This is a genomic window from Streptomyces sp. MUSC 14 (assembly GCF_001866675.1).
In the GTDB taxonomy this organism is placed as follows: Bacteria; Actinomycetota; Actinomycetes; order Streptomycetales; family Streptomycetaceae; genus Streptomyces.
The window spans coordinates 49547-61923 of record NZ_MLYN01000015.1 but is presented as its reverse complement, the minus strand read 5'-3'; the positions used below and the strand labels follow the sequence as shown (position 1 = coordinate 61923).

At 73.8% G+C, this 12377-nt stretch carries 10 protein-coding genes; 5 read left to right on the top strand and 5 right to left on the bottom strand.

Annotated elements, in window-relative coordinates:
- Nucleotides 1-61: 61 nt before the first annotated feature.
- Nucleotides 62-853: an N-formylglutamate amidohydrolase gene (locus BIV25_RS08840; protein ID WP_071371629.1), complete on the bottom strand. Its 792-nt coding sequence runs from the start codon at nt 851-853 to the stop codon at nt 62-64.
- Between the two features lie 80 nt (nt 854-933).
- Between BIV25_RS08840 and BIV25_RS08835 the strand changes: the two genes are divergently transcribed.
- On the top strand, nt 934-1275 hold the full coding sequence (locus BIV25_RS08835) for a DUF5713 family protein (protein WP_071371628.1): 342 nt from the start codon (nt 934-936) through the stop codon (nt 1273-1275).
- A gap of 102 nt (nt 1276-1377) precedes the next feature.
- On the opposite strand, the gene BIV25_RS08830 is transcribed toward BIV25_RS08835, so the two are convergent.
- The 4 genes from BIV25_RS08830 to BIV25_RS08815 all read right to left on the bottom strand — a co-directional run bounded on the left by BIV25_RS08830 (nt 1378) and on the right by BIV25_RS08815 (nt 7587).
- The gene (locus BIV25_RS08830) at nt 1378-3597 is read right to left on the bottom strand and encodes an NADP-dependent isocitrate dehydrogenase (protein WP_071371627.1); all 2220 of its coding nucleotides are present in this window, start codon (nt 3595-3597) and stop codon (nt 1378-1380) included.
- 148 nt (nt 3598-3745) lie between these two features.
- A complete protein-coding gene (locus BIV25_RS08825; protein WP_071371626.1) occupies nt 3746-4831 on the bottom strand; it encodes a mechanosensitive ion channel family protein in 1086 nt (361 codons plus the stop codon).
- Nucleotides 4832-5012: 181 nt separating this feature from the next.
- A complete protein-coding gene (locus BIV25_RS08820; RefSeq protein WP_071371694.1) occupies nt 5013-6536 on the bottom strand; it encodes an amino acid permease in 1524 nt (507 codons plus the stop codon).
- Nucleotides 6537-6612: 76 nt separating this feature from the next.
- Nucleotides 6613-7587 (bottom strand): hypothetical protein, encoded by a 975-nt coding sequence (locus BIV25_RS08815; protein ID WP_177235202.1) that lies wholly within the window; start codon nt 7585-7587, stop codon nt 6613-6615.
- Nucleotides 7588-7840: 253 nt separating this feature from the next.
- On the opposite strand from BIV25_RS08815, the gene BIV25_RS08810 reads away from it, so the two are divergent.
- The 4 genes from BIV25_RS08810 to BIV25_RS08795 are packed head-to-tail and all read left to right on the top strand — an operon-like array spanning nt 7841 to nt 12321.
- Complete coding sequence (locus BIV25_RS08810; protein WP_071371624.1) at nt 7841-9271, top strand: FGGY family carbohydrate kinase; 1431 nt, start codon at nt 7841-7843, stop codon at nt 9269-9271.
- The gene (locus tag BIV25_RS54245; RefSeq protein ID WP_143076596.1) at nt 9268-9570 is read left to right on the top strand and encodes a hypothetical protein; all 303 of its coding nucleotides are present in this window, start codon (nt 9268-9270) and stop codon (nt 9568-9570) included. Before BIV25_RS08810 ends, BIV25_RS54245 begins: the two co-directional genes overlap by 4 nt.
- An 8-nt stretch (nt 9571-9578) precedes the next feature.
- Nucleotides 9579-11030 (top strand): FAD-dependent oxidoreductase, encoded by a 1452-nt coding sequence (locus tag BIV25_RS08800; RefSeq protein WP_071371693.1) that lies wholly within the window; start codon nt 9579-9581, stop codon nt 11028-11030.
- Complete coding sequence (locus BIV25_RS08795; protein ID WP_256255682.1) at nt 11020-12321, top strand: NAD(P)/FAD-dependent oxidoreductase; 1302 nt, start codon at nt 11020-11022, stop codon at nt 12319-12321. The genes BIV25_RS08800 and BIV25_RS08795 overlap by 11 nt, the downstream gene beginning before the upstream one ends.
- The last annotated feature ends 56 nt before the right edge of the window (nt 12322-12377 follow it).

Genomic DNA, 12377 nt, shown 5'->3' with positions numbered 1-12377 from the left:
GGGCGGGGCGCTGTCCTGCGGGAGTGCTCCAGGCGGGGCGTCGGGCAGGGGGCGGACGGTGTCAGACGGCGTCGGCGAGCGCGGCCAGGGCCCCGGCCAGCCGCTCCAGCCCCGGCCCCGCCGCCCCGCCCGGTTCGGTCATGTAGGTGTCCCGGCGGATCTCCACCATCAGGGCGCCGACCCGGCTGTCCCTGCCGTAGAACGCCAGGGGTACGTACGTCCCGGCGAACGGGCTGTCCAGCCCCGTCTCCCCGCAGGCCGCGAACGCCTCGCGGGCGGCCTCGGCCAGCCGCGGCGGCGTGTGGAACGCGTCCGTGCCCAGGCACACCGCGGGACGCGGGCCCTCGGCGTGCAGCTCGTAGGGCAGCGGTGCGGCCGGGTAGGAGTGCACGTCGATGATCACGGCCCGCCCGGTCGCCGCCAGCCGGTCCGCCACCGCCTCGGCCATGGCGCGCGCGTACGGCCGGAACCAGCGCTCCAGCAGGGGTTCGGGATCGGTGTCCGGCCGTCGCAGCTCACCCTTGTGCGTGGTCCGGGTGTAGACGGCGCCCATGCCGACCGCCGCCATCTCCTCACGCTCGTCCGGGAACCGCTCCGGGTCCACGACCAGCCGGGACAGCCGGTTCACGAACCGCCACGGTGTCACCCGGGCCGACTCGGCGGCGCGCTCGGCGAGTTCGTCGGTGTACGCGTCCGTGATGTGGTCCAGCTCCCGCTCCAGCGCGGCGTCGTCCAGGACGATCCCGCGGCGCACGTCCGCCGGGATCGCCCGCGCCGCGTGCGGCACGTGCAGCAGGACGGGCGAGTCGGGGTCGCCGGGGAGGAGGTCGTACGAGGGGCCGGACCAGGTCAAGAGCTGCTCCAGGTGCGTTGTCAGTGGCGTGGTGCAGGATCAAGGTGTCACATCAGCGGGGAGCGAGGGAGGGCGGGAGCATGCCGATCGGCAATCCCGACGTGGCTCGGCACCGGTTCCTGGAGTTGCTTTACGAGGACGGGTACTTCCCCGATCACCTCGTGGACAAGGGCAGGGCGATCCTGCTCGCGCTGTGCGAGCGTATCGAGGCCGGGCGGCCCGCCGATCTCGCCGGCCTCTACCGGCTCACGCATGCCGCCACCGAGGAGTTCAACGCGCTGCAGGCCGAGTTCGACGCGGCGGGCAGTGAGATCGAGACGGTGGCCCGCGAGGAGATGGGCGGCGACTTCTGGTTCGTGGCGCGGGCCTACGGCTTCCCGGACGCGGACGTGGAGGAGCTGATCGCACCCCGGGAGTGGTGAGCGCTCAGCTCAGCACTCGGATCCCGCGCATGGCTCCGCCCCGGCCGGGAGTACCGGCCGGGGCGGAGTCGGTCAGCGGTGCGGCTCAGGTGCCGCAGCCGTTCAGCCGAGGGACGCGAGCGTCGCGTTCCAGGTGGCCGACGGGCGCATGACCGCGTCCGCCTTGGCCTGGTCGACCTGGTAGTAGCCGCCGATGTCGGCCGGCTCGCCCTGGACGGCGAGCAGCTCGTCGACGATCTTCTGCTCGTCGGCCGCGAGCGACTCGGCGAACGGCGCGAACGCCTTGGCCAGGTCGGCGTCGTCGGTCTGCCGGGCCAGCTCCTGCGCCCAGTACAGGGACAGGTAGAAGTGGCTGCCGCGGTTGTCGATGCCGCCGACGCGACGGGTCGGGGACTTGTCCTCGTTGAGGAAGGTCGCCGTGGCGCGGTCGAGGGTGTCGGCCAGCACCTTGGCACGGGCGTTGCCGGTGGCCTCGGCGTACTGCTCGAAGGCCGGCACCAGGGCGAAGAACTCGCCGAGGGAGTCCCAGCGCAGGTAGTTCTCCTTGACCAGCTGCTGGACGTGCTTCGGCGCGGAGCCGCCGGCGCCCGTCTCGAACAGGCCGCCGCCCGCCATCAGCGGGACGACCGACAGCATCTTGGCGCTGGTGCCCAGCTCCAGGATCGGGAAGAGGTCGGTCAGGTAGTCACGCAGCACGTTGCCGGTCACCGAGATGGTGTTCTCGCCGCGGCGGATGCGCTCCACCGACAGCTTGGTGGCCTCGACCGGGGAGAGGATCTTGATGTCCAGGCCCTCGGTGTCGTGCTCCGGCAGGTACGCCTTGACCTTCTCGATGATCACGCGGTCGTGGCCGCGGGTCTCGTCCAGCCAGAACACCGCCGGGTCGCCGGTGGCGCGGGCGCGGGTGACGGCCAGCTTGACCCAGTCGCGGATCGGGGCGTCCTTGGTCTGGCAGGCGCGGAAGATGTCGCCCTGGGCGACGGCCTGCTCCAGGACGACGTTGCCGGCCGCGTCGACCAGGCGGACCGTGCCGTCGGCCGGGATCTCGAAGGTCTTGTCGTGGGAGCCGTACTCCTCGGCCTTCTGCGCCATCAGGCCGACGTTCGGGACCGAGCCCATGGTCGACGGGTCGAAGGCGCCGTGGGCGCGGCAGTCCTCGATCACGGCCTGGTAGACGCCGGAATAGCTGTGGTCCGGCAGGACCGCGAGGGTGTCGGCCTCCTGGCCGTCCGGGCCCCACATGTGGCCCGAGGTGCGGATCATCGCCGGCATGGAGGCGTCCACGATCACGTCGGACGGCACGTGCAGGTTGGTGATGCCCTTGTCGGAGTCGACCATGGCCAGGGCCGGGCCGTCGGCGATCTCGGCCTCGAAGGAGGCCTTGATCGCGTCGCCGTCGGGCAGGTTCTCCAGGCCCTTCAGGATGGTGCCGAGGCCGTCGTTCGCGGACAGGCCGGCGGCGGCCAGCGTCTCGCCGTACTGCGCGAAGGTCTTCGGGAAGAAGGCGCGGACCACGTGGCCGAAGATGATCGGGTCGGAGACCTTCATCATCGTGGCCTTCAGGTGCACGGAGAACAGCACGTCCTCGGCCTTGGCGCGGGCGACCTGCGCGGCGAGGAACTCCTTGAGCGCGGCGACGCGCAGCACGGCGGCGTCGACGACCTCGCCCGCGATGACCTTCAGGGGCTCGCGCAGCTCGGTGGCGGTGCCGTCCGCGCCGACCAGCTCGAAGCGGAGCGTGCCGTCCTCGGCGACGACCGCGGACTTCTCGGTGGCGGCGAAGTCGTTCTCGCTCATCGTCGCGACGTTCGTCTTGGACTCGGCGGTCCAGGCGCCCATGCGGTGCGGGTGGGTCTTGGCGTAGTTCTTCACCGAGGCCGGGGCGCGGCGGTCGGAGTTGCCCTCACGCAGCACCGGGTTGACGGCGGAGCCCTTGACCTTGTCGTAGCGGGCGCGGATCTCGCGCTCCTCGTCGGTCTTCGGGTCGTCCGGGTAGTCCGGCAGCGCGTAGCCCTTGCCCTGGAGCTCCGCGACGGCGGCCTTCAGCTGCGGGATGGACGCCGAGATGTTCGGCAGCTTGACGATGTTGGCCGCGGGGGTCTTGGCCAGCGCGCCCAGCTCGGCCAGCGCGTCCGCGATGCGCTGGTCCTCGTTCAGGTACTCCGGGAAGTGGGCGATGATGCGCCCGGCCAGCGAGATGTCGCGCGTCGTGACCGGCACACCGGCCTGCGAGGCGTACGCCTGGATCACCGGCAGGAACGAATGCGTCGCCAGGGCCGGGGCCTCGTCTGTGTAGGTGTAGATGATGGTCGAGTCAGTCACCGGGTGCTCCGCTCCACGTCTGCAACATTGCTCGACATCAAGATATCTCGTGATCGGGTGCGACTCGACAGGGGTCCGCGATCGGCCGGCGTTTTCCGATCGCCCGGTTCCGCCGGCCGGGACGCTTCTGTCATGTCGAACGTATGCGCTAATTCATGGTTCCCGGGATCACGTCCTCCCCGCTGCGCTGCTGCGGGATCACCACCGCTCCCTGCTGGAGCGCCACCGTACGGGCCGGGGCCGGGATGCGGATGCCCTCCTCGTGGTAGCGGCGGTGCAGGCGCTTGATGAACTCGTGCTTGATGCGGTACTGGTCGCTGAACTCACCGACGCCGAGGATCACCGTGAAGCCGATGCGGGAGTCGCCGAAGGTGTGGAAGCGGACGGCGGGCTCGTGCTCCGGGACCGCTCCGGGCACCTCGCGCATGGTCGCCGCGACGACTTCCTTGGTCACCCGCTCCACGTGCTCCAGGTCCGCGTCGTACGCCACCCCGACCTGCACCAGCACCGTCAGCCGCTGCTCGGGGCGCGTGAAGTTGGTCATGTTGGCCTTGGCGAGCTGGCCGTTGGGGATGACCACCAGGTTGTTGGAGAGCTGGCGGACGGTCGTCTGGCGCCAGTTGATGTCCACCACATAGCCCTCCTCGCCGCTGCCGAGCCGGATGTAGTCGCCCGGCTGGACGGTCCTGGCGGCCAGGATGTGGATGCCCGCGAAGAGGTTGGCGAGCGTGTCCTGGAGGGCGAGGGCCACCGCCAGACCGCCCACGCCCAGGGCGGTGAGCAGGGGGGCGATGGAGATGCCGAGCGTCTGCAGGACGATCAGGAAGCCGATCGCGAGGACCAGCACGCGGGTGATGTTGACGAAGATCGTCGCCGAGCCCGCCACGCCCGAGCGGGACTGGGTGACCGTATGGACCAGTCCGGCGATCACCCGGGCCGCCGACAGCGTCGCCACGAAGATCAGCCACACCTCCAGGACCTGGTCGGTGTGGTGCTGGACCGTGAGGGTCAGGGGCAGCGCGGCCGCCGCGACCGCCGCGCCGCCCGCGATCGCCGCCCACGGTACGACCGAGCGCAGCGCGTCCACGATGACGTCGTCGCCGCTCCACCTGGTCCGCTTGGCGTGCCCCGCCAGCCAGCGCAGCACCGCCCGCGAAAGGAAGGCCAGCAGCAGGCCCGCGGCGAGCGAGATGCCGGCGAGGACGAGATCGTCCAGGGTCGGCGCGCGGTTCACCGGTCACCTCCGGGTCTCGCGGCGGCTGCGGGGTGGGGAGGACGCGTCACGTGGTCACCTGCTCGATGTGCGGGATGTGCGAGCGCGCCGGCCCCGAACCGCGGTGACCGGCGCGATCGTTCATCCTGCCGTATCCGGAACACCAGTTCGCATCCGGACCGGCGTCCCGCGGACAGGCGGATCAGATGATGCCCTCGGCGAGTTCGGCCTGCTCGCGGTCGTCGCCGTACGCCGCGGTGGTGGGGGTGCCGTACGAGCGGCGGGCGACGTACCACCACACGCTCGCCAGCACCAGCACGACGGCGAGCGCCACCGAGGCGTAGTTCATCGTGTCGACGGTGACCGGCGAGGCCTGCGGCAGGCAGAACAGCACGGTCACACAGGCCACCCAGATCACCGCGATCCAGCCGACCGGTCTGCTCCAGCGGCCCAGTTGCCACGGCCCCGGCCGGAACCGGTCGCCCGCGCGCAGCCGCAGCAGCACCGGGATGGCGTAGGCGGGCGTGATGCCGATGACGTTGATGGCGGTCACCGCGTTGTACGCGGTCGCCGAGTACAGCGAGGGCAGGGCGAGCAGGCAGGCGACGATCACCGCGAGCCAGACGGCGGCGACCGGTGTCTGGGTGCGGCCGCTCACCTTGCGCCACAGGTGCGAGCCGGGCAGCGCGCCGTCCCGGCTGAACGCGAACACCATCCGGCTGGCCGCCGCGACCTCGGCGTTGCCGCAGAACAACTGGGCGATGATCACGACCAGCAGCAGTACGCTCGCGCCGTCGGTGCCGAGGCCGTCGAGCAGGATCTGCGCGGGCGGCACCCCCGTGGCCGTGTTGCGCGTGGCGTCGTAGTCCTGGATGGCGAAGGTCAGCCCGGCGAGCAGGACGAAACCGGCGAGCCAGGACGCCCAGATGGAGCGCACGATGCCCTTGGCCGCGGACACCGAGGCCTGCGAGGTCTCCTCGGACAGGTGCGCGGAGGCGTCGTAGCCGGAGAAGGTGTACTGGGCGAGGAGCAGGCCGATCGCCGCCACGTAGACCGGGTTGTGCCAGCCGGTCTCGTTGACGAACTTCGTGAACACGAAGGACGCCGACCGGTGGTGGTCGGGGACGATCGCGAGCGCGCCGACGATGACCGCGACACCCGCCAGGTGCCACCACACGCTGATGGAGTTGAGCACGCTGACCAGGCGGACGCCGAACAGGTTCAGCACCGCGTGCAGCAGCAGGATGGCGCAGAAGATCAGCATGGTCCTGCCGGGGGTCGGCGTGAAGCCCCACTGGAGGTTCGCGAACGCGCCCGTGAACAGGGCGGCGCCGTAGTCGATACCGGCGATCGCGCCGAGCAGACCGAGCAGATTCAGCCAGCCGGTGTACCAGCCCCAGCGCCGGCCGCCGAGCCGGTCGGCCATGTAGTACAGCGCGCCCGAGGTCGGATAGGCGCTGGTGACCTCGGCGAGCGCGAGACCGACGCAGAGCACGAACACGCCGACGCCCGCCCAGCCCCACAGCATCACGGCGGGGCCGCCGGTGTTCAGGCCGAAGCCGTACAGGGTCATGCAGCCCGACAGGATCGAGATCACCGAGAAGCTGATCGCGAAGTTGCCGAAGCCGCCCATGCGGCGGGCCAGCACCGGCCGGTAGCCGAGTTCGCGCAGCCGCTGCTCCTCGTCCTGCTGGGGCAGGCCGGGCGAGGGCGAGGGCGGGGACATCGGTGTGGGATCGGGGGTGGCGGACATGCGGGGGAGACCTCCGGGTCGACAGGCGTGCGGACGTGGAGCGGTGCGGTCAGGGGCGGGCCGCGCGGCAGCGGTCCCGGGCCTGGAGGAAGACCTCCACGGCGCGGTCGCGGCCCAGGGCGCGGTGCATCCAGGGCGGGGGCGTGACGTACGGGCCGATCGCGTCGAACACCCGGGCCGCGTCCGGGAACTGGAGCGCGCCCCACAGCGCGTGGGCCAGGTGGTTGAGGTCCAGCAGCGAGCGCTCGCCGCGGTGCGTGTGTTCGAACCAGGAGTGCAGCGCGCGGCGCGCCTCGCGGGCCGCCTCCTCCGCGACCCAGTGCAGGTCGAGCGCCGCGTCCTGCCCGCTCGCGCGCCGGTAGCGCTCGACCCGGACGTACAGCGGCAGTACGTGCAGCGCGGAGCCGGCCGGCGCCTGCCCGGCGGCCCACTGCGCGTAGCCGGCGGCCTCCGCGAGCCGGCCCGTGCCGCCGCGCGCGTAGAGGAACTGGAGCATCCGGTGGTGGGCCTCGCGGTTGAACGGGTCGCGCTCGTGGGCCTCGGCCAGCAGACCCCAGGGGCCCGGCGGCAGCAACGGCTCGGGCGCCGCCGCCCGGTGCTCCTCCCAGCGCTGCTCCGGGTCCAGCTGGGCGAGGGCCACCAGACACACCCAGGGCACCGCGTCGTGCGGGGCGGCCCGGGTGGCGGACTGGGCGGCGTCCCAGGCCTCGATCCACAGTTCGTGGGTCCGCAGGTGCCGCTCCCGCTGGGCGCGCAGGGCCCGCTCCACCGCGACCCGGGCGTGCATCACCAGCGCGTGGGCGCTGCCCGGCTCCTCGGCGAGCCATGCGCGCACCACGTCGGAACCGGCGGCGGCCGCCGCCAGGACCTGGGTGCGCTGGGTCCACTGCCACCGGTCCGCGGTGTCCGCGAGCAGGGTGCGCATGGCCATCCAGCGGCCGGTGCGCAGATCCTGGAGGGCGGCGCGCAGCGCACGGTCGGGACCGGCCGGGTCGTAGGAGGGACGTGCTCCGTCTCTGGCCATCAGCCGTCGGTCCGGGGCCACCGGAACGCGGGCGAGGTGGCGGGGTGGCGTGGCAACAGCCCTCCTGTGGGCGGGGATTGGGCGTGGTGCGGTGGACGGCGGTCACTATAGAGGGGGAGGTACCGGCCCACCATTGTTGTCAACTCAACCAACAATCCGGCCCGGTTGACGGTCCGCCGGTGCTTGACGCCGGACGCGGCGCGACGGCAGGCTGACGCGGTGTGATCTTCGAGGCGCGACGGGAGAAGGTGCGATGACCGGGCCGGTGCTCGCCGTCGACCAGGGCACGTCCGGCACCAAGGCCCTCGTGGTCTGCCCGGAGCGCGGCGTCCTCGGCACCGGATTCGCCGAGGTCCGCCCCCGGTATCTGCCCGGCGGCCTGGTCGAGGCCGACCCGGCCGAGCTGTACGACTCGGTGCTCGCCGCCGGGCGCCAGGCGCTCGCCGAGGCCGCCGAACCGGTCGTGGCGCTCGGCCTCGCCAACCAGGGCGAGACCGTCCTCGCCTGGGATCCGGCCACCGGCCGTCCGCTCACCGACGCCCTGGTCTGGCAGGACCGCCGCGCGGACTCCGTCTGTACCGAACTCGCCGCATACGCCGACGAGTTGAGACATCTGACCGGCCTGCCGCTCGACCCGTACTTCGCCGCTCCCAAGATGGCCTGGATCCGCCGCCGGCTCACCCGCGAGGGCGTCGTCACCACCTCCGACGCCTGGCTCGTCCACCGCCTCACCGGCACCTGTGCCACCGACGCCGCCACCGCCGGCCGCACCCAGCTCCTCGACCTCGACAGCGCACAGTGGTCGCCGCGGGCGCTGGAGATCTACGGCCTGGCGGACGAACGGCTCCCGCAGGTGACCGACAACGCCCAGCACATCGGCACGACCACGGCCTTCGGCCCCGAGATCCCGCTCACCGGCCTGGCCGTCGACCAGCAGGCCGCCCTGCTCGCCCAGCGCGTCACCCGCCCCGGCGCCGCCAAGTGCACCTACGGCACCGGCGCGTTCCTGCTCGCGCACACCGGCGAGCGGGCCCGGCGCGGCGGCTCCGGCCTGGTCAGCTGCGTGGCCTGGCGGATCGCCGGCACGACCAGCTACTGCCTCGACGGCCAGGTCTTCGCGGCCGCCTCCGCCGTCCGCTGGCTCACCGACCTCGGCGTCCTCTCCGCCGCCGCCGACCTCGACGCCGTCGGCGGCGCCGTCCCCGACAGCGGCGGCGTCACCTTCGTCCCCGCGCTCGCCGGACTCGCCGCCCCCTGGTGGCGCGGCGACCTGCGCGGCTCGCTCACCGGACTCGGCCTCGACACCACGGCCGGCCATGTCGTGCGCGCCCTGTGCGAGGGCATCGCCGCCCAGGTCGCCGAACTCGCCGACGCCGCCGCCGAAGACCTCGGCACCGGCCTGGACCTGCTGCGCGTCGACGGCGGCCTGACCCGCTCCGCGCTCCTCATGCAGACCCAGGCCGACCTGCTGCAACGCCCCGTCGAGGTGTCCGCGCTGCCCGACGCCACCGCCCTCGGCGCCGCCACGCTGGCCCGCCTGGGCGCGGACCCCGCGCTGGGTGTCGACCTCGCGCTGCCCGACGGAGGGCCCGCCGTCGTGTACGAGCCTCGCATCGGCGCGGACCGGGCCGCCGAGCGCCGTGCCGGTTTCCGCACCGCCGTCCGGGCCCTGCTCGACGCATGACCGGCACCGTGACCGCACAGGGCCCGCTGCCCGCCGCCCCCGCGCTTGGTGTTGCCATGCTTGCCCGGCTCGATGGGGACCCCGCGCTCGGTGTTGCCTTGGTTGCCCGCAGGGGCGTGGTCCTCGCGCTCGGCGCCGCCACGCTGGCCCGCCCGGGCGCGGACCCCGCGCTGGGTGTCGACCTCGCGCTGCCCGACGGAGGGCCCGCCGCCGTGTACGAGCCCCGCATCAGTGCCGACCGGGCCGCCGAGCGCCGTGCCCGTTTCCGTACCGCCGTCCGGGTCCTGTTCGACGCATGACCGGCGCCGTGACCGTCACCGCACAGGGCCCGCTGCCCGCCGAGCCGTACGACGTGGCGATCGTCGGCGCCGGTGTCGTCGGCTGCGCGATCGCCCGGGAACTCGCCCGCCACCCGGACCTCCGCATCGCCCTGCTGGAGGCCCAGGACGACATCGGCCAGGGCACCTCCAAGGCCAACACCGCGATCCTGCACACCGGTTTCGACGCGGCCCCCGGCACCCTGGAGGCCCGCCTGGTCCGCGAGGGGTACGCGCGCCTCGGCGCCTACGCCGCCGAGACCGGCATCCCCGTCGAACACGTCGGCGCCCTGCTCGTCGCCTGGGACGAGGAACAGCGGGCCGCCCTGCCCCGGCTGGCCGACAAGGCGGAGCGCAACGGCTATGACGCGACGCGCCTGCTGTCCGCCGACGAGGTGTACGCCCGCGAACCCCACCTCGGCCCCGGCGCCCTCGGCGCCCTGCACGTCCCCGGCGAGAGCATCGTCTGCCCCTGGACGACGACCCTGGCGTACGCCACCCAGGCGGTCCGCGCCGGAGTCCACCTCCACCTCAACACCCAGGTCGAGACGGTCGGTCGGGGCGGCTGCCACCGGCTCCGCACCTCCCGGGGGACCCTCCGTGCCCGCCGTCTCGTCAACGCGGCCGGACTGCACGCCGACACCCTCGACCGGCTGCTCGGTCACGAGGACTTCACCGTCACCCCGCGCCGCGGCCAGCTCCTCGTCCACGACAAGCTCGCCCGGCCCCTCGTGCGGCACATCCTGTTGCCCGTCCCGACCGCGCTCGGCAAGGGCGTCCTGGTCGCACCCACCGTCCACGGCAACGTCCTGCTCGGCCCCACCGCCGAGGACCTGGACGACAAACGGGCCACCGGCTCCACCGCCGACGGCCTCGCCGCCCTCCGGGAGCAGGGCCGCCGGATCCTGCCCGGCCTGCTGGACGAGGAGGTCACCGCCGTCTACGCCGGGCTGCGCGCGGCGACCGGCCGGGAGGACTACCGCATCGCCGCCCACCCCGAGCAGGGGTACGTCACCGTCGGCGGCATCCGCTCCACCGGCCTGACCGCCTCCCTGGCGATCGCCGCACACGTCACCGGCCTGCTGGCGGACACCGGGCTCGACCTGGGCGCGGTCCGCGACCTGGCGCCGCTGACCATGCCCAACCTCGGCGAGGCCTTCCCGCGCCCCTACCAGCGGCCCGAACTCATCGCCGCCGACCCCGAGTACGGCACCCTCGTCTGCCACTGCGAGCGCGTCTCCCGCGGCGAGATCCGCGACGCGCTGGCGAGCCCGATCCCACCGCGCAGCCTGGAGGGCCTGCGCCGCCGTACCCGGGCCCGGGCGGGCCGCTGCCAGGGGTTCTACTGCGGCGCGGCGATACGGGAGTTGTTCGAGCGGGCACCGGGCGAGCGGGCACAGGGTGAGGCGACGTGGTGCGAGGGGGGCGGGCGTGACCGCTGAGCGAGGCGTGCCGGGGCCGCCGGTCCGCCGGGTGGACGTCCTCGTCGTCGGCGCGGGCCCCGCGGGGCTGGCTGCCGCCGCCCGCCTGGCCGCGTCCGGTGCCGGCCGGGTCGAGGTGCTGGAGCGCGAGCAGGCGACAGGGGGAGTACCCCGGCACTGTGCCCACGGCGGCTTCGGCACGCGTACACACCCGCTGACCGGCCCCGCGTACGCCCGGCTGCTGACGCAGGGCGCCGAGCGGGCGGGCGCCGTGATCCGGACCGGGGTGACCGTCCTGGACTGGGGCGTGACCGGGGCGCCGGCGTCCGTGGCCGGCGGGGTGTGCGCCGCCGCCGGACCGGTGCTCACCACCGTCGGTCCCGGCGGACCCGAGACCGTCGAGGCGCGGGCCGTCGTCCTCGCCACCGGCGCCCGGGAACGGCCGCGCGCGGCCCGGCTGGTGCCCGGCACCCGGCCCGCCGGTGTCTACACCACGGGTGAACTCCAGCAGTCCGTCCACCTGTTCGGGCAGTGCATCGGCACTCGTGCGGTCGTCGTCGGTGCCCAGGGCGTCTCCTACGCGGCCGCCGACACCGTGCGCGCGGCCGGTGCCGAGGTCGTCGCCCTGGTCACGGAACAGCCCCGCGCCCAAGCCCCCGCGTTCCGGGCACAGTCGGAACGGCTGCGCCGCCGCGTCCCGCTGCTGGCGGACACCACCGTCACCGAACTCCTCGGCCACGGGCGCCTGTCGGGGGTCCGCGTCCGTCACCGTGACGGCCGTACGACCGTACTGGCCTGCGACACCGTCGTGTTCACCGGCGACTTCGTCCCGGAGCACGAACTCGCCCGCCGCGGCGCCCTCGTACTCGACCCCGGCACCCGCGGCCCCGCCGTCGACGGCGTCCTGCACACCTCACGGCCCGGGGTCTTCGCCGCCGGGAACGTCCTGCACGCCGTCGAACCCGCCGGCACCGCCGCCCGCGAGGGCGCCCGGGCGGCCCGCGCCGTCCTGGACCTCCTCGCGGGCAGCGCCTGGCCCGGTCCCGGCCTCCCGCTCACCGTCGAGGCCCCGCTGCGCTGGATCGCCCCGAACCGCGTCACGCCCGCGGCCCGGCCCGAGCGCTACCTCCTGCGCGACGACGCCCGCTCGCCCCGGCCCGCCGTGTTGCGCGTCCACCAGGACGGCCGCCTGCTGCACCGCGAACGGCCATGGCCCGCTCCGCTGTCGCCCCACCGCCCCCTGACCCTCACCGCCCGCTGGCACGACCGGGTCGATCCCGGGGGCGGCGAGGTGCGGGTGAGCCGCGGCTGAGGCGCGGCCGGGCCGCGGCGGAGCGGGCGGCACCGGCGCCGGGCCGTGGGGCGAGA

What these genes read in the sequence shown, in the direction of transcription:
- BIV25_RS08810 (WP_071371624.1), top strand. Translation starts at nt 7,841, where the DNA reads ATGACCGGGCCGGTGCTCGCCGTCGACCAGGGCACGTCCGGCACCAAG.
- BIV25_RS08820 (WP_071371694.1), bottom strand. Translation starts at nt 6,536, where the DNA reads ATGTCCCCGCCCTCGCCCTCGCCCGGCCTGCCCCAGCAGGACGAGGAG.
- BIV25_RS08815 (WP_177235202.1), bottom strand. Translation starts at nt 7,587, where the DNA reads ATGGCCAGAGACGGAGCACGTCCCTCCTACGACCCGGCCGGTCCCGAC.
- BIV25_RS08835 (WP_071371628.1), top strand. Translation starts at nt 934, where the DNA reads ATGCCGATCGGCAATCCCGACGTGGCTCGGCACCGGTTCCTGGAGTTG.
- BIV25_RS54245 (WP_143076596.1), top strand. Translation starts at nt 9,268, where the DNA reads ATGACCGGCACCGTGACCGCACAGGGCCCGCTGCCCGCCGCCCCCGCG.